14 protein-coding genes are annotated in these 17,042 nt (G+C 66.2%); 5 read left to right on the forward strand and 9 right to left on the reverse strand.

All coding sequences use genetic code 11. The annotated features are described in order from the left end of the window. The 9 genes from VH567_RS08510 to VH567_RS08550 form a co-directional block, all read right to left on the reverse strand. Complete coding sequence (locus VH567_RS08510; RefSeq protein ID WP_423325065.1) at nt 1-1,332, reverse strand: LLM class flavin-dependent oxidoreductase; 1,332 nt, start codon at nt 1,330-1,332, stop codon at nt 1-3. Further along, entirely contained in the window at nt 1,329-3,863 is a 2,535-nt protein-coding gene (locus VH567_RS08515; protein ID WP_423325068.1) for a TonB-dependent receptor plug domain-containing protein, read from the reverse strand. Before VH567_RS08515 ends, VH567_RS08510 begins: the two co-directional genes overlap by 4 nt. A 119-nt stretch (nt 3,864-3,982) precedes the next feature. Next, nucleotides 3,983-5,002, reverse strand: coding sequence for an ABC transporter substrate-binding protein (locus tag VH567_RS08520; protein WP_423325070.1), 1,020 nt, complete (start codon nt 5,000-5,002; stop codon nt 3,983-3,985). Further along, nucleotides 5,002-6,102, reverse strand: a complete 1,101-nt coding sequence (locus VH567_RS08525) for an LLM class flavin-dependent oxidoreductase (protein ID WP_423325072.1) — start codon at nt 6,100-6,102, stop codon at nt 5,002-5,004. The genes VH567_RS08520 and VH567_RS08525 overlap by 1 nt, the downstream gene beginning before the upstream one ends. An 18-nt stretch (nt 6,103-6,120) precedes the next feature. Continuing rightward, nucleotides 6,121-7,344, reverse strand: coding sequence for a rhodanese-like domain-containing protein (locus tag VH567_RS08530; RefSeq protein WP_423325074.1), 1,224 nt, complete (start codon nt 7,342-7,344; stop codon nt 6,121-6,123). After that, entirely contained in the window at nt 7,341-7,955 is a 615-nt protein-coding gene (locus VH567_RS08535; protein ID WP_423325076.1) for a cysteine dioxygenase, read from the reverse strand. The genes VH567_RS08530 and VH567_RS08535 overlap by 4 nt, the downstream gene beginning before the upstream one ends. Next, on the reverse strand, nt 7,955-8,713 hold the full coding sequence (locus VH567_RS08540; RefSeq protein ID WP_423325078.1) for an ABC transporter ATP-binding protein: 759 nt from the start codon (nt 8,711-8,713) through the stop codon (nt 7,955-7,957). The genes VH567_RS08535 and VH567_RS08540 overlap by 1 nt, the downstream gene beginning before the upstream one ends. Before the next feature lies 1 nt (nt 8,714). Next, on the reverse strand, nt 8,715-9,515 hold the full coding sequence (locus VH567_RS08545; protein ID WP_423325080.1) for an ABC transporter permease: 801 nt from the start codon (nt 9,513-9,515) through the stop codon (nt 8,715-8,717). A 176-nt stretch (nt 9,516-9,691) separates the two neighbouring features. Then, nucleotides 9,692-10,537, reverse strand: coding sequence for a LysR substrate-binding domain-containing protein (locus VH567_RS08550; RefSeq protein WP_423325082.1), 846 nt, complete (start codon nt 10,535-10,537; stop codon nt 9,692-9,694). Nucleotides 10,538-10,744: 207 nt separating this feature from the next. Here VH567_RS08550 and VH567_RS08555 point away from each other — a divergent pair, with 207 nt between their 5' ends. The 5 genes from VH567_RS08555 (at nt 10,745) to VH567_RS08575 (ending at nt 16,974) form a co-directional block, all read left to right on the forward strand. After that, nucleotides 10,745-11,911, forward strand: coding sequence for an acyl-CoA dehydrogenase family protein (locus VH567_RS08555; RefSeq protein ID WP_423325084.1), 1,167 nt, complete (start codon nt 10,745-10,747; stop codon nt 11,909-11,911). Beyond that, the gene (locus VH567_RS08560) at nt 11,908-12,846 is read left to right on the forward strand and encodes an NAD(P)-dependent oxidoreductase (RefSeq protein ID WP_423325086.1); all 939 of its coding nucleotides are present in this window, start codon (nt 11,908-11,910) and stop codon (nt 12,844-12,846) included. The genes VH567_RS08555 and VH567_RS08560 overlap by 4 nt, the downstream gene beginning before the upstream one ends. Before the next feature lie 11 nt (nt 12,847-12,857). Beyond that, the gene (locus tag VH567_RS08565) at nt 12,858-13,694 is read left to right on the forward strand and encodes a class II aldolase/adducin family protein (protein ID WP_423325088.1); all 837 of its coding nucleotides are present in this window, start codon (nt 12,858-12,860) and stop codon (nt 13,692-13,694) included. Continuing rightward, nucleotides 13,691-14,665 (forward strand): ABC transporter substrate-binding protein, encoded by a 975-nt coding sequence (locus VH567_RS08570; RefSeq protein ID WP_423325090.1) that lies wholly within the window; start codon nt 13,691-13,693, stop codon nt 14,663-14,665. Before VH567_RS08565 ends, VH567_RS08570 begins: the two co-directional genes overlap by 4 nt. Before the next feature lie 182 nt (nt 14,666-14,847). Further along, nucleotides 14,848-16,974 carry a TonB-dependent receptor gene (locus tag VH567_RS08575; protein WP_423325092.1) on the forward strand — a complete coding sequence of 709 codons (2,127 nt, stop codon included), beginning with the start codon at nt 14,848-14,850 and terminating at the stop codon, nt 16,972-16,974. Nucleotides 16,975-17,042 lie beyond the last annotated feature (68 nt).

The following is a 17,042-nucleotide window of genomic DNA, read 5'->3' on the forward strand; positions in this document are numbered from 1 at the left end:
TCACACGTGAAAGCTGTTTGCGGGGCGATCGAGTCCGAGATGGCCGCGCAACGTCGATGCCGCATAGTCGTGGCGGAAGACACCGCGTGACTGGAGCAACGGCACGACGTCGTGCAGCATCCGGTCGACGCCGGCCGGCATGAACGCAGGCATGACGACGAACCCGTCGCAGGCTTTTTCGACGAGCCAGCGTTCCATTTCGTCGGCGACGGTGCGGGGGCTGCCTACCATCTTGGCGAACGACAGGCTGGAGCCGTACCAGCGACCGAGGTCTGCGAACGTCCAGCCTTCCTCGATCGCCTTGCCGATGACGTAGTGGAAGCGGCCCTTGCTGCCCCGGATCAGGTCGCGGATGTCGGGCACGGGCTCGTCGATCTCGTGGTCGGCGAGGTCGTAGTTCATGCTCCCCGACATAAAGCTGAGCCCCGCCAGCGGTTCGACCAGCGCGTCGAGTTCGCCGAGCAGGTCGGCGGCGGCATCGTCGGTGTCGGCGACGATCGGTACCATGCCGGGCAGGATCCTGACCGCGTCCGGAGAGCGTCCGGCGGCGGCGACATCGTCCTTGAAACCGCGATATCCGGCCTTGGCGCGATCGATATCGGGATAGACCGCGAACACCACTTCGGCGTTGTGCGTCGCCAGATCCTGAAACGCACCGGATGCCCCGGCCTGGATCAGCACCGGGTGACCCTGCGGCGGACGCGGCAGCGACAAGGGGCCCTTCACGTCGAACCACTTGCCGGCATGATCGGCGTAATGGACCTTCGCCGGATCGCCATAGATGCCGGCCGCCTTGTCGGGCGCGATCGCGTCCTCCTCCCACGTATCCCAGAGCCGGCGGACGACATCGAGATATTCGGCGGCGCGGTCGTAGCGCGTGGCGTGGTCGTAATGCTCGGCGCGGCCGAAATTATGCGCTTCGGCGTCGCTGACCGAGGTCACCGCGTTCCATGCCGCGCGGCCGCCGCTGAGATGATCGATCGACGCGAACATCCGGGCGACGTGGTAGGGCTCGGTATAGCTGGTCGAGATCGTCCCGCCGAGGCCGATACGCTCGGTCGTGACCGCAAGCGCCGACAGCAGCGTGAGCGGCTCCGTCCCGCGCGACGCGCGGTAGCGGACCGTGGTCGCGAAGTGGTTCCCGTAGAGATCGTCGACCGCCAGCTTGTCGGCAACGAACAGCATGTCGAACTTGGCGGCTTCGGCCTGCGCGGCGAGCCGGCGGTAGAAACCGAAGCCCTGATCCGCGCTGCTTGCTTGCGGATGCCGCCAGCCGCCGTGGTGAATGCCGTCCGCGGTCACGAACAGCGCAAGGTGCATCTGGCGGCTCACAGCGACACGCCGACCCGCGCATAATAGGATCCACCGCTGAGCCCGAACGGGGCGAACCCGCCATAGGCACCGCTGCCATCGGCGGCGATCAGGCCGTTACGATCGGGATAGGTGTCGAACAGGTTGTTGGCGCCGACCGCGAGCGTGACGCGGTCGGTCAGGTCGTAGCCGATGTCGAGATCGGCGACCCATTTGCCACCGAACGTCCGGTCGCCGCTCGCGACGTTGCTCGACTCGGTGTAACGACCGTAGCGCGTTGCGCGGGCGAGCGCATGAACTCGGCCGAGCGACCAGTCGTTGGTCAGCACCAGCTTCGTACGCGGTAGCGCCGCCACCAGATCGCGCTGCGCCTGGCGGCCGAACAGCACGACGTTTAGCGAACTGAGTGCTGCGGGATTGTCGGCGATGCTGAGAATCTTCGTCTTGTTGTAGCTGTAGGCGGCGCTCAGCCGGAAAGCGCCGAGGCCGCTCGTGCGTAACGTGTATTCCGCGACCGCGTCGATGCCACGCGTGCGCGTGTCGATCGCGTTGGTGAAGAACTGCGCGCTGTCGACGCCGGTCACGCCGTTGGCGATCAGGATGTCGCGGATCGCGGTGCCGCCGTTCGACGCCGTGCCGAGGAACTCGGTCTTGACGATGCGGTCGTCGACGCGGATCTGATACGCATCGAGCGTGAGGTGCAGGGCACCGGCTTCGTAGGTGATGCCCGCGGTGTAGTTGAGCGACTTTTCCGGCTTCAGCGGTTGCGCGCCTAGCGCTATCGCCGCGGCACTGTTCACCGGCAGGAACTTGGCGATCGTCGAGACGGGCGTGTTGCCGATCACCGTCGTGGTGTTCTGCGTGGTCGAAAATCCGGTCTGCGCGAGCGACGGTGCGCGGAAGCCGGTGTTGACGCCGCCGCGGATGGCAAAGCCGGGCGCGAGTTCGTAGCGCGTCGAGACCTTGCCGCTGACCGTATTGCCGGCGCTGTCGTCGTAATGCTCGAACCGGCCGGCGACGCCGACGAACCACGCGTCGGTGACGTTGGTCGCAAGATCGACATAGCCGGCCAGGTTGTTGCGGCTGAGCGAGGCGGCGTCGGCGGGCGAGGTGCCGGTGAACGACACGAGCCCGGGCGACGGATAGCGACCGCCATAGAGTTGCCCGAACGGCGTGGCGTCGACCGGGATCTGGTAGCCGCCGTTGCGATAGCTGTCGGGCTCGCCCGCACGTGACTGGAAGCGTTCCCAGCGATGCTCCGCGCCGACCGAGATCGACAGCGGCTTGGCGAGGCCGATCGCGACGTCGCGGCTGAGGTCGAGATTGTTGACCCACAGATCCTGGATCTGCGTGCCCATGTAGAAGCTGGTCGGGCTGGTCGGCCCGATCGAAGGGTTCAACGTGTTCTCGGCACCCAGCCAGACGCGATCCCGGCCGAAGCTGGAACTCAGGTCCCATGTCCAGCCCGCCAGATCGCCCTTCGCGCCGCCGGTGACCTGGAAATCGGTTTCCTTGATCCGCCGATAGGCCTGGAAGCCGGTCGGGTAGAGCTGTGGCAAGACCGAGACACCGCTGGTGTTCGCCTGCCCGCCATAGCCCGTTGGGGAGGGGATATACGCGCCGCGCGCGTCGCGAATGTCGCGGTAGCTGAGCGTCGAGAAGCTATAGAGGCGCAGCGTATCGCCGACGGGTAGCTCGGTATTGTACGAGCCATTTACCATCTTGTCGCGGTTCGAGCGTCCGTATCCGCCGGCATAGACGTGATCGAGCTCGGCTTCGCGCGGGTCGGGTTGGCCGTTCACCAGCGGCAGGATCCGCGGCACGGCGTCGGCCGAGGAGTCCGCGCGATCATGGTATTTGGCTTCGACCGCAGCGCGGAAGAACCCGCCTTCGCCGAGTTGCGTACCGTAGCTGAGACCAGTCTGGAGCAGCGGCGCGCCCTTCGAATATTGCTGGCCGCCAGTGATCGAGAAACGCCCGCCCTTGGGGGCGTCGTCGAGGATGATGTTGATGACCCCGGACACCGCGTCCGAGCCGTATTGCGCGGCCGCACCGTCGCGGAGCACCTCGATACGGCCGACGGCGTTGGTCGGGATCAGGTCGATATCGACCGGGGTCGAGCCGCCCGAGATACGCGAGAGGTTGTTGATCAGCGAGGTGGTGTGGCGGCGTTTGCCGTTGACCAGCACGAGCAGGTAATCGCCCGAGAGTCCGCGGATCGCGATCGGCTTGACGCTCGCGGAGGTCCCGCCGCCACCGAGCGCAGGCATCGTCAGCGAGGGCACGATGTTGCCGAGGATTTCCTTCAACCCGGTGCGGCCGGTCGCCTGCAATTCGCGGCGGCTGATGACGTCGATCGGTACCGGGCTGTCGGCGACGGTCCGCGCCTGGCCGCCGCGAACGCCGGTGACGATGATGGTGTCGTCGGTGCCGCCGCCCGTATCCGGCGCGGTCAAGGTCGTGGCGGGGGCCGGCGGCGCGTCTTGCGCGAAGGCGGGTTGAGCGAGGGTCGCGAGGGCGACACCGGCGAGCAGGCGGGAGGTCGATGTCATGATGATGTCCGTGGGCTAGGCGCGCGTCTCCGATCCCGCCGAAGCGGGGACGCGCGAAGGTAAGAACGAGAGACGGTCGGGCGGCGCGGCCGCGGGCGGGTCAGGCCCGCATTCGAAGCTTAGCGTGCACCGGGCGCCCCCTGGTCGAGCGGGAGATACGCGTCGTCGAGCGGCCTATCGCCCGTCAGCGCGCCTGCCTTGCGGAACTGGGCGACGACATCGCGTTCCTCCGCCTTCACCGTGTCGTCGACGGGTACCCGCGCCATCGGCAGGTGCCTGGCATGGAACAGCGCGATCTTGAGCGGCAGACCGGTCTCCTTGGCGAGCACCTCGGCATAGTCTTCGGGATGCGCGCGGGCCCAATCGAGCGCGCGGGATTCGCGTTGCAGGTAATCGGTCAGGATCGCCTTCTTCGCGGTTGCCGCGCTCGCGTTCGCCGCGTCGAAGCCATAACCGCTGAGATAGTCCGCGCCGTCGGCGACGACGCGCGCCCCTTCGGCGAGTGCGGTCCCGCTATAAGGCGACCAGATCGACCAGGCATCGATCGAGCCCGTATCGAACGCCGCCTTGGCGTCACCCGGTGCGAGGAAGATCAGGCGGACGTCGGCGGGCTTGAGACCCTTCGCATCGAGCGCACGCAGAAGGAGGTAGTGGCCGACCGAGCCGCGTGTCGTCGCGATCCGCTTGCCGCGCAGACCGCCTGCATCGACGATCCGCGACCGCGCCGGCACCAGGATCGCGAGGCTTTCTCGCGGTCGCGACGTCGCGGACTGCACCGCCACCGCCTTGATCGGGCTGCCGCTCTGGTAGGCGAACTGGAACGGCGCGTCGCCGACCATGCCGACGTCGACCGCACCCGCACCGATCGCCTCCAGCAGCGTCTGCGCGGCGGGGAATTCGGACCATTCGATGCGGTAGGGCGCGCCATCGAGCGCGCCCGACGCGAGCATCAGCGCCTTGGTGCCGCCGCGCTGGCTGCCGACGTGCAGCACGTCGCCACTCGGACCGCCGCGTCCCAGCCACGCATACAGGCCTGCCGCGAGCACGACCGCCAACAGCAATGGCCACCAGCGCTTCAGGCCTTCCGCTGGAGGGGGCGGCGTCGCTGCCCCCCCCTCATCATCCGTCCAGTCCGGCATCAGCCCACCGCCCGCTTCGGTTCGAGATCGCGCTCTGCATCGCGCGCAGCGATCAGGTCGTGGACGACCGGCAGCAGGTCGCGTCCGTAGTCGATCGCGTCCTGCAACGGCTCGAACCCGCGGATCAGGAAATGGTCGATGCCGAGGTCATAGTAATCGAGCATCGCGTCCGCGACCTGTTCGGGCGTGCCGACCAGTCCGGTCGAATTGCCCTGCGCGCCGCCTAGTGCCGCAACACCCGTCCACAGACGCTTGTCGACGCGGTAGCCCTGGTTGGCGGTATCGAGAAGCCGCTGTGAGCCGGCGTTCGGTGGTGCGTGGCCGCTGGTTGCAACGCCTGCCGTCTCGCGCAGGTCGCGCACCTTCTCGACGATCTGGTCGGCCTTTTTCCATGCCGCTTCTTCGGTATCGGCGATCACTGGCCGCAGCGACAGCGAGAAACCGGGGTTGCGACCATAGCGCGCGGCGGCGTGGCGGATCGTGCCGACCGCCTCGCGGACCTGCGCCTGCGTCTCGCCCCACAGCGCATAGACGTCCGCGTGGCGGCCGGCGACGTCGATCGCGGCGGGGGACGATCCACCGAAGAACACGGGCAGATTGGTCGGCTTGATCTGGCTGAATGCCTGGCGGACGTTGTAGAAACGGCCGTCATGATCGAACGGCGTGGCGGACGACCATTCCTGTTTCAGGATCTGGAGATATTCGTCGGTGCGTGCGTAGCGATCGTCCTTCACCGAGTGATCGCCGTCGCGCGCCATCTCGCTGTCCGCACCGCCGGTGATGATGTGGACTGCGACGCGACCGCCTGAGAGCTGGTCGAGTGTCGCCAGCTGGCGTGCAGCGAGCGTCGGCTGGGTAAAGCCGGGGCGGTGCGCGATCAGGAAGCCGAGCTTGGTCGTGATCGCGGCGGCGTGTGCTGCGACGATCTGGCTTTCCGGGCTGTCGGAGCCGAACGGGATCAGGACACGGTCGAAGCCACCCTTTTCCTGCGCGATCGCGGCGGCCTCGACATAGGCCTTGTCGAGCCCGCGTGCCTTGCCGACGCCGTGGATTTCCGAGGCGTCGTTGAAACCGATATAGCCGATGAACTTGACGGGCATGACGTGTCTCCTGGGGTGTTAGATGACGTAGAAGCCGTGCGTGCCGTCGCGCGCGAGCTGGTCGACCAGGCCGTATTCCCAGTCGAGATAGGCCTGCATCGCGGCGGCGGCGTTGTCGGTGCCTTCGTAGGGGCGCTTGTACCGGTGCGCGGGATCGCCCGGTGGGATCGTCGGGCCGGGGCCGGTTTCGAGCAGACCGTCGAAGCCGCCGTCGACGACGAACACGTCCCACCCCATTTGCGCGAGCCACGACGCGGTCATGTCGGCTCGGGGCCCGATATCGTCGGCGAGGACGATCCGCGCGCCACGAACGGGCGCGGCGATGTCGGTTTCCTGCACCAGCTGGCCGCCGGGATAGGAGCGGAAGCCTGCGATGTGGCCGGCGACATATTCGTCCGGGCGGCGTACGTCGAAGCGGTAAAGGGTGCGGGAAGTGTCGCGTTCGAGCACAGTCAGCTCGGCAGGCGTCAGGTGCTTTACCCCCGCGCGGTAGGCCACGGCGCGAGCCGTCGGCGCGGCTTCGTCGATCTGTCGAACTTCCGGCGCGGGACGGTCGCTGCCATGCGCCAGTGACTGGCCCGCCAACGTCCAGCCGATCGTGCCGTTGCGCAACGCGACGACGCGGTTGGGGATTCCGGCGTTGATCAGCGACTGCGTGCCGATGATGCTGCGCGTCCGGCCGGCGCAGTTGACGATGATCGTCGTGTCGGGATCGGGCACTGCCTCGGCCACGCGCAACACGAGTTCCGCACCCGGCACACTGGTCGAACCGGGGATGTTCATCGTCGCATATTCCTCGAACCGGCGCGCATCGAGGATCGCGATGTCGGCCTTCTCCTCGATCAGCGCGGCGACGTCCTCGGCAGCGAGCCACGGCGTGTGGCGGCGCGCCTCGACCAGTTCGCCGAACGCCTTCGAGTAGGAGTTCACGTCCTCGAACACTTCAAAGCCCGCCGCGCGCCAGGCTGCGAGACTGCCCTCAAGTGCGTCGACGTCGGTGTAGCCGAGCGCGGTCAGCGCTTTGGCGGCGGCGGAGACATAGCCTTCGCCGTCATCGTACAGGACGATCGGTACGTCCTTGCGTGGGAGGCGGATCGTTGCTTCCAGTTCGACGCGATCGAAGGCGAGGTGGGCGGCGAACAACGGATGGCCAGTCGCGAATGCCGCCTCATGACGGACGTCGAGCAACGCGACCTCATGTCCGAGCAGGAGCGCGGTGCGGATGTCGTTTGGGGTAGTCATACAGTGGCTCCCGAGCGGTCCCAGAGGTTCGGCAGCACGGCGTTGGCATAGCCCGACACGAACCGCTTCGGCGTGCCCGCCGCGTCATAGGTCGCGCGCTCGACTGCGCCGATGTTGCTGCCGTAGAGGTGGATGCTGATCGACACGCGGTCGTCGAACGCGTTTGATACGCGGTGGATATCGCCGACCGAGGGCGAGACGGCTTCGACTTCGCCGGCCTCGAGCCGCTCGATCGCGCCGACTGCGTGGAGTCCGCCATCCGGGTACCGGGCGAACCGTTCGGACAGTTCGGCGCCGCGCAATACGCCGACAAGGCCCCAGACACGGTGGTCGTGGATCGGCGTGGCCTGTCCCGGTCCCCAGACGAAGCTGACGACGGAAAAGCGTTCGCGGCTGTCGCAGTGTAGGAGATATTGGCGATAGCGAACGGGGTCGGGCGCGGCATAGGTATCGGGCAGCCAGTCGTCGTGCGCGACGAGTTTGCCGAGCGCTGCGCTGCCTTCCTCCAGCAGTGAACGCTCGTCGCCGGTACGATCCATCAACGCGCCGATGCCAGTGACGAAGTCGCGCAGACGGTCGAGCCGCGGGCGATCCTGAACCAGACTCGCCATCATTCGGCCTTCACGAAGGGCAGGGGCTCCTCCCGTTCGACACCGAGCGATCCCAGCAACCGATCGCGCAACGCCGTCGCGATCCCCGTCCGCTGTCCGCGCGGGACGGAGATGCGTTCCTCGACAACGATCCGCCCGGCATCGAGCACCAGCACGCGGTCGGCCAGCGCGATCGCCTCGTCGACGTCGTGCGTCACCAGCAGCACGGCGGGCTTGTGCGCACGCCACAGCGCCATCACGAGGCCGTGCATCTTGACACGGGTGAGCGCGTCGAGTGCTGCGAACGGTTCGTCCAACAACAGCAATTTGGGCTCACGGACCAGCGCGCGGGCGAGTGCCACCCGCTGCGCTTCCCCACCCGATAGCGTCAGGGGCCACGCATCGAGCCGGTGGCCAAGCCCGACTTCGCGCAACGCCGCCTCCGCGCGGTCGCGGACGTCTGCGCCTTTCAGCCCGAGCCCGACATTGCGCCACACCCGCTTCCACGGCAGCAACCGCGCATCCTGGAACACGACCGCACGAGCGGTCGGGATCGTCACGTCCTGCGCATCGGCGGTATCGAGCCCGGCCAGCGTCCGCAGCAACGTGGTCTTGCCCGAGCCCGAACGTCCCAGCAGCGCGACGAACTCACCCTGGGCGATTTCGAGATGGAGATTGTCGAGGACGGTGTTGGTGCCGAAGCTGCGCGAGAACCGGTTGAGCTTGACGACGGGGCGGATCGGTTGCGGCATCGGAATGATGTGAGAAATCATGTTCATTTCAGGCCTCCACGAGCTTGGGGCGCCACGCGAGCGCACGGTCTTCGATCAGGCGCACGGACTGGTCGGCGGCGAGGCCGAGCCCGGCGTACACGAGCAGGCAGACGACGATGATGTCGGTCCGCATGAAATCGCGCGCGTTGTTGATCAGGAAGCCGAGACCCGCCGACGCGTTGATCTGTTCAGCAACCACCAGGATCAGCACCGCGACCGAGAAGGCGTACCGCAGACCGACCAGCAATTGCGGCAGTGCCGCGGGCAGGACGATGTCGGTGACGATCTGCGCGCGCGACAGGCCGAAGCTGCGCCCCGCGTCGATCAGCCGGACGTCGACGCCGCGAATCCCGTTATAGAGATTGAGATATACCGGAAACAGCGTCGCAAACGCGATCAGCGCGATCTTGGGTGTCTCGCCGATCCCGAACCAGACGATGAACAGCGGCGACAGCGCGAGTGCGGGTAAGGTCCGGAGCATCTGCACGGGCGAGTCGACGGCCGCTTCGCCCTCCCGGGTGAGGCCGGCGATCAGTGCGAGGACGATGCCCAGGCTGACCCCGATCACCAGCCCGGCGGTGGCGCGGCCGAGCGACACGGCGAGGTTTGCGGGCAATTCGCCCGACACAATCATCGACCACAGCGTCCCCAACACCTGCGAAGGCGCCGCCAGCGTGCGGGTTGGGATCAGGCCGATTCGGGACGCCGCTTCCCATGCCAGCATCAGGACGATCGGCGATACCCAGCGACTACGCTGGAGCTTACTCTGCCATGATCGGCTGGGGGATCGTTGGGACGTCTTCGTCATGGACAGCCTTTCGGACGCTCGTTTGCCGGAGCGCCTTCAATGCGTCTTCAATTCCCATCGCTTCAATAGAGAATGACTTGCAAGCCTTATGAGCGTTGCAAATACGGGGCTAAAAAATCACCAATCTCAACGTGTTGGTTGACCGGGAAAGAAAGCCTTTGCCGACGCGAAGAGCGTCAATCGGCGCTGGCGGATTCGACGATCGAACGGAGGACGACGTCGTGGAGCCGGTCGAGTACCGGATGTCGCGTGTCGTTGACGCGCAACACATAGGCGACGCGGGGCAGCGCGGGCAGCCCGTCGTGAATTTCCGGATCGAGCCCCATCAAGGCGTCGGTCCGACAGGTTATGCCGATCCCTCCGCTCACCGCCGCGCGAAGCGCCGACAGGCTCGGCGTTTCCAGGACGATCCGGTAGGGCCTGCCCGCCGCCTCAAGTGCGGCAATCGCGGCATCGCGGAACCGGCATGGCTTCTGCAGCACCGCCAAGGGCAGGATGGCGGCGGAGGTCAGACGTGGATCGCCGAGCCAGTGCATGTCGGCGGTGGCGACGGCGGCCTTGTCGGTGTCCTCGCCGATGCACAGGACGATATCGAGGCGGTCGGTCGCGAGCAGATCGAGCAGCTCGGCCGATCCCGCGACGCGCACGTCGAGCGAGGCGTCGGGGTTGCTCGACGCGAACACCGACAAGACGCCGGACAACAGCGTCTCCGCGAAATCCTGCACGAAGCCGATCCGCGCGGGGCCGGCCAGGCTGCCGTCGCCAAGCGCCGCCAACGCACGGTCGTTGACGCTCAGCAGTTCGCGCGCATGCGGCAGGAACCGCTCCCCCTGCACCGACAGGACCAGCCGGCGCCCTTCGCGCCGGAACAGCGCGACCTGAAGCAGGTCTTCCAGCCGCTTCATCTGCAGGCTGAGCGCGGACTGGCTGACGAACACGCGATCCGCGGCGCGCAACATCGAGCCCGCATCGACGATCGCGACGAAGCTGCGGACGACGTCGGTGGGGATATTGACGGCCATCGGTGTTCCTAGAAGCCACGCTCATATGCGTTAGCAGACAATCTACATTGATCTAGTGGGAAATGACGTGCTCCTTGCTGCGGGAAGGAGCACAATGTTGGTACATCCCGATACCCGACCCGGATCGCAGGACAGCAGGCGCACATCGTGCTCGGTCGATTGTCTCGCCGTGAGATCTGTCTACGGCCTGATCGGCTTGGATCGGCGATGAGTGCACAACTGCTTTCGATTGCGCCGCATGCCCCGGCCCTAGATCTGGACGCGATCCTGCCCGGCGTAACGGCCGCGTTCGCTGCAACCGCGGCGCAGCATGACCGCGCGGGTACGCTGCCGGTCGAGAACTTCGCGCTGCTACAGCGTCACGGCCTGCTCGCGCTGACCGCGCCACGCCGGCTTGGCGGTGGTGGCGGGGATCTGGCGGAGGCTCGACGCGTCGTCGCAGCGGTCGCTCGCGGCGAACCGGCGACCGCGCTCGTCCTGACGATGCAGTATCTGTTTCATGCCGGTCTCGATGACCGATCGGGCTTTTCGGAGGCTCTGAAGGTCCGCGTGATCGATGAGGCTCTGCGCGACGGTGCCCTGATCAATGCGCTGCGGGTGGAGCCCGATCTCGGCACGCCGGCGCGGGGCGGCCTTCCCGGCACGGTCGCGCGCCGCGCGCCCGAGGGCTGGCGCCTCGATGGGCGGAAGACCTTCTCGACCGGCTCGACCGCGCTGACCTGGATGGTCGTCTGGGCGCGTTCGGACGATGCGGAGCCGCTGGTCGGCGGCTGGCTGGTACGCGCCCATACGCCGGGCATCCGGATCGAGGAGAGCTGGGATCATCTCGGACTGCGCGCGAGTGCCAGTCACGACGTCGTGTTGGAGGATGTGCTGGTGCCGTTCGATCAGGCGCTCGACCCCAAGCCGGTTGGCCAGCAACCGCCCTATTCCGCCGCGTTCGCCAACTGGTCGGCGGTACTGACATCGGCGATCTATGACGCCGTGGCCCGGAATGCGCGCGACTGGCTGGTCGGCTGGCTGATCGAACGCAAGCCGACCAACCTCGGCGCGTCGTTGTCGACCTTGCCGCGGTTCCAGGAGATCGTCGGAGCGATCGACGGGTTGCTGTTACAGAACCGGTTGCTGCTCGATGCCGGTACGTCGGGTGCGACGAGCGGGTTGGAGGCGGGGCTGGTCAAGCACCTCGTCACCGAGAACGCGATCGCCGCGGTCGAGAAGGCGATCGCAGTGGCTGGCAATGCAGGGCTTACGCGACACAACCCGCTGGAGCGGCATCTGCGCGATGTGTTGTGCGGCCGCATCCATACGCCACAGGGCGATGTCGTGCTCGGCAGCACCGGCCGCGCGGCGTTTGCGGAGCGTGGCGCGTGACGCGTGTGCAGGTCGCCAGCCAGCTACCGGCGCTCTTCAACGACGCCTTTGCAGCCTCGACGCAGGCGGCGGAGATCGTCAGCGTCGCGCCTGGATCGGCAGGGCTTGCGCATGGCCCCGAAGTGCTGATCGCCGCGCCGTTTCGTCGGCCCGGCGATGCGTTCCCGGCGCAACCCAGGGGCTGGCCGTTCGATCTGCGCTGGATCCAGCTCGTCTCGGTCGGCATCGATTTCTATCCGGACTGGATGTTCGAAGGGCCGGTCGTCACGACCGCGCGTGGTGCGTCGGCGATCGCGCTGGCGGAGTTCGCGCTTGCCGCGATCCTGGCCGAGGCGAAACACCTACCCAACATCTGGATCCGCGACCGCAAGGACTGGGTGGCCAAGCCGCTCGCGACGGTCGCCGGCACGACGCTGGGCCTGATCGGGTTCGGGGCGATCGGCGAGGCGCTGGCGCCGCGTGCGCAGGCACTCGGCATGCGGGTGATCGCCACACGCCGCTCCGACCTGCCGCTCGCGCCGAGTGTCGAGCGTGCCGACCCCGCGACGATCTTTGCGCAGGCCGACCACGTCGTCCTCGCCGCGCCCGCGACTGCACAGACCGAGCGGATGGTCGACGCGAAACTCCTGTCGCTCGCCAAGCCCAACCTCCACCTGATCAACATCGCACGCGGCATCCTAATCGACGACGATGCATTGCTCGCCGCGCTCGACGAAGGGCGGATCGCGCGCGCGACGCTCGACGTCACATACCCGGAGCCGCTGACCGCCGGGCATCGCTTCTACACGCATCCCCGCGTCCGCCTGTCGCCGCATACCAGCGTCCACACGACCGAGACGCGGCGCAATCTTTCGCTGAGTTTCGCCGCCAATCTCGATCGCTTCCGCCGCGGGCAGCCGCTCGACGGCGTGGTCGATCATGCGCGCGGGTATTGAGGAGACAGACGATGACCAACCCGCTTCCCCTGCGGCGCAAGGAGCCGGACGACACGGTAATCGTGGAGACGCTGCTGCCCGAGTTCGGGTCGTCGGTGATCCCGGTCCATGCCGATCCAGCAGTCGAGCGGCTGTATCGCAAACAGCGTCTCGCCGCCGCGTACCGCCTGTTCGGGCGCAACGGCTACGACATGGGCGGGGCGGGGCACATCACCGTGCGCGATCCCGAATGGCCTGATCATTTCTGGGTCAACCCGTTCGGCGTGCATTTCGGCCGGATCAAGGTGTCGCACCTGATGCTGGTCAGCCACACCGGCGAGATCGTCGAGCCACCTAAGCGCGTGCCTCCGCGGCTCAACCGCGCGGCGTTCGCGATCCATTCCGAACTGCACAAGGCCCGGCCCGACGTGATCGCGGCGGCGCATTCTCACTCGCTGTACGGCAAGGCCTGGTCGTCGCTCGGTCGCCTGCTCGATCCGCTGACGCAAGATTCCGCAGCCTTCTACGACGATCACGCGCTGTTCGAGGAATATAGCGGCGTCGTGCTAGATGCGAGCGAGGGCGAGAAGATCGCGCAGACGCTGGGCCATCGCAAAGCGGTGATCCTTCAGAACCACGGCATCCTGACGGTCGGTCATTCGGTCGAAGCGGCGGTGTGGCGGTATCTCGCGATGGAGAATGCGTGCCAGGCGCAGCTGCTCGCCGAGGCCGCGGGTACGACCAGGCCGATGAGCGATGCGGTCGCGCGGCACACCGCGTCGCAGGTCGGGACCGAGGTCGGTGCGCTGTGGGCGTTCCAGCCCTATTGGGACGTGATTGTCTCGCAAGAACCGGACCTGCTCGATTGAGCCCGCTGGTTTCCCGCCGCACCGTGATCGGTGGTGCGCTAGCCCTCTCGGCGTGCGGGCGCGGCGGCACCGCGCCGGCCGCGCTAAAGGACGTCACGCTGCGTGTGGCGACATACAAGGGCCAGGTCGACTCGTTCTTCGCGCAAGCCGGGGAGGCGCCGCCACCTTACAAGGTGAGCAAGGCGCTGTTCGCGGGCGGCAACCAGATCGTCGAGGCGATCAACGCCGGCGCGATCGACTTCGGCGGCATGAGCGAGATCCCGCCGATCTTCGCGGCCGCCGCGGACCCGCTGTTCCGGCTGATCGCCGTGCAGCAATACGACGTGAACAACCAACTCGTGCTGGTGCCGGCCGGCTCGATCATCCGCGATGCGGCCGGGCTTCGCGGCAAGCGGATCGGCTATGTCCGCGCGACCACCTCGCATTACATCCTGCTCCGCCTGCTCGACGAGGTCGGGCTGACGTTCGCGGATGTGACGCCGATCGCGCTGTCGCCGTCTGACGGGCTGACCGCGTTCCAGCAGGGTCGGCTCGATGCATGGGTGATCTACGGCGTGCAGGGCAGCCTCGCGCGGTCGAGCGGCGCGCGCGTGCTCGCCACCGGCAAGGGGAGGTTGTCGGGCAATTACGTCGTCGCGGCGTCAACCGCAGCGCTTGCGGACCCGCTCCGCGTCGAAGCCATCGGCGACTATCTCGGCAAGATTGCGCGGACCTTCGCATGGTCGGTGGCCAACCCCGCGGCCTGGGCGACAGCGCTCGCCAAGGATACCGGGGTGCCCGAAGCGATCTGGCTCCAGCAGTTTCGAGAGCGCAGTTCCGATCCGCGCATATTGCCCGTCACCGATGCGGCGATCGCCTCGCAGCAACAGGTTGCCGACCGGTTCGCGACGGCAAGGGTCATTCCGGCGAAGGTGGATGTCCGTCCGCTCTGGTCGACCGCACTCAATGCACGGATCGGGGAATTTTACTGAAGATCAGGCAATGATACATATGTGTATCGACGAACAATCGGTAGTTTGAGACCGGATACATAAAGCAACTCGTACGAATACCAGATCGACTCCATAGTTTAGCGACATAATAAGGGGTCGCATTGATGGGTTGTATTACACGGCGTTTGCTGAAGATATCCGTTGCAACCATCGCTTTTGGATTGGCATGTTCCGCGAACGCGCAGACGAAGGGCGGTCCGTCGATCACGGATCCGGTCGATACGTCCGACAAGGCCGAAACGTCTGATCGCGGCGAGATCATCGTTACGGCCGAACGCCGCTCGACCGATCTGCAGAAGACGCCGATCGCGATCTCCGTGTTCGGCGGGCAACTCGCGCAGGATCGCGACATCCGCGACGTGCGTGATCTGGCAGGGCAGGTCCCCAATCTGTTCGTGCCCCGCACCTCCATCAGCCACACCACGCAGACCTTCTCGTTGCGCGGCGTCGGCGAAAGCGACCCGATCCAGGAGCCGGTGCTCGCGGTCTATGTGGACGACGTCTACATCCCGCGGCAGATCGGCTCGATGGTGGAGTTCAACGATCTCGAACGGATCGAACTTTTGCGGGGGCCCCAAGGCACGCTCTACGGTCGCAATTCGAGTGCGGGCGCGCTGCGGATCATAACCCGCGATCCGGACCGGGAAACGCACCTCAAGGCCGCGATCGGCTATGGCAGCAAGAACGAGGTCGATGCGCGCGCGCTGGTCAGCGGCCCGCTGAGCGATACGTTGGCCGCCAGCTTCTCGTATATCCATCACAGTCGCGACGGTGTGACCGAGGATCCGACGCTCGGCCACGACGTCAACCGGATCGACGTCGATTCGTTCAGGGGCAAGCTCCGCTGGACTCCGAATGCCGCTCTCGACGTGTTGCTGACCGCCAACGTAGTCCGCGACCGCTCCGACTCGCGTAGCTACATTCCGGTCAACCAGCCGGGTGTCGTGTTCGACAAGCGTACCTCCTATTCCGAGGTCGAGCCGCTCCAAGATCTCGACGGCCGCTCGGGGTCGCTACGCGTCAAATACGCGCTCGGCGAGCATCTCAGCCTGAAGTCGATCACTGTGGTCGGCGGGTTCAATCTCGATCCGGTGTCGTACGACAATGACGGCCAGTCCGCACTGATCCAGAAGAATTTGATCCACTATAACGATCGCTACGTGACGCAGGAGGTGCAGCTGAACGGCGATTACGGCGCACTGACCTTTACCGGCGGGCTGTTCTATCTGCATGAGCGCTTCTTCGTCGAACGCGATGGGTTCACCCGCCTCGGCACGTCGCCGACCGCCGCGATTTCCGGCCTGCGTGCGCATAACGTCACCACCACCGATGCCTATGCGATCTTCGGCGAGGCGACCTATCGCCTCGGGTCGGTGTTCAGCGTCACCGGCGGCCTGCGCGGCACGATCGAGCACAAGGATTTCGTGTTCGACAACAAGGTCATCAACCTCGCGCGCGTGCCCACCGCGCAATCGATCGCGGGGCAGGCGGACGAGACATGGCGCGCGCTGACGCCGAAGGCCTCGCTCCAGGCGCAATGGAACCCGCAGCTGCTGCAATATGCCAGCTATTCGCAGGGGTTCAAATCTGGCGGGTACGACAATCGTGCCACCCGGCTCGATCTCGCGACTTTGCCATTCGCGCCAGAAAAGGTGAGCACCTACGAAACCGGGCTGAAGGCAACGCTGTTCGATCGGGCGCTGCGCTCGAACATCGCGGTGTTCTACAATGATTACCAGGACCTGCAGGTGTCGTTCTTCGATCCGGTCTATCAGGGATCGCGCCGCGGCAACGCGGGCAAGGCAAACAGCTGGGGCGTCGAGATCGAGAACAGCGTCACCCTCACCGACCGGTTCAGCGTGCAGCTCGCCGGTGGCTATCTCCATGCGACGTTCGACGACTACAAGGGTGCTGGCGGGGCAGGGGTGAATGCCGATGGCAACCGCCTGACCAATGCGCCGAAATGGACCGTCACGGGTGGCGCGAGCTACGAACTGCCCTTGGTGGCCGCGGGTTCGTTGCGGCTGGCGGCGGACGCCAATTACCAGTCCTCCTATTACGTCTCCGCGCTGAACCGCCCGCAAGATCGCTCGCCTGGTCAGGTTTACGTGAACAGCGCGATCACTTGGAAGACGCCGAATCCCCAAATCGACGTGGCGGTGTCGGTCCGCAACGTCCTGAACACGAGCAAACAAGTTGCGTCAGTCTACAACCCGTCAATTGGTGCTTGGTATGAAAACTATCCCGATCCGCGAACTGCGCTTTTAACGCTGCGGTTTAGCCGGTAGATCGCGTCACGTGGAGGCCAAAATCAATCAACAGGTCTCAGATCAGCTTCAGGATAGGATATCTCTGT

The sequence above is a fragment of the Sphingomonas sp. 4RDLI-65 genome (assembly GCF_049472435.1).
Lineage (GTDB): Bacteria > Pseudomonadota > Alphaproteobacteria > Sphingomonadales > Sphingomonadaceae > Sphingomonas.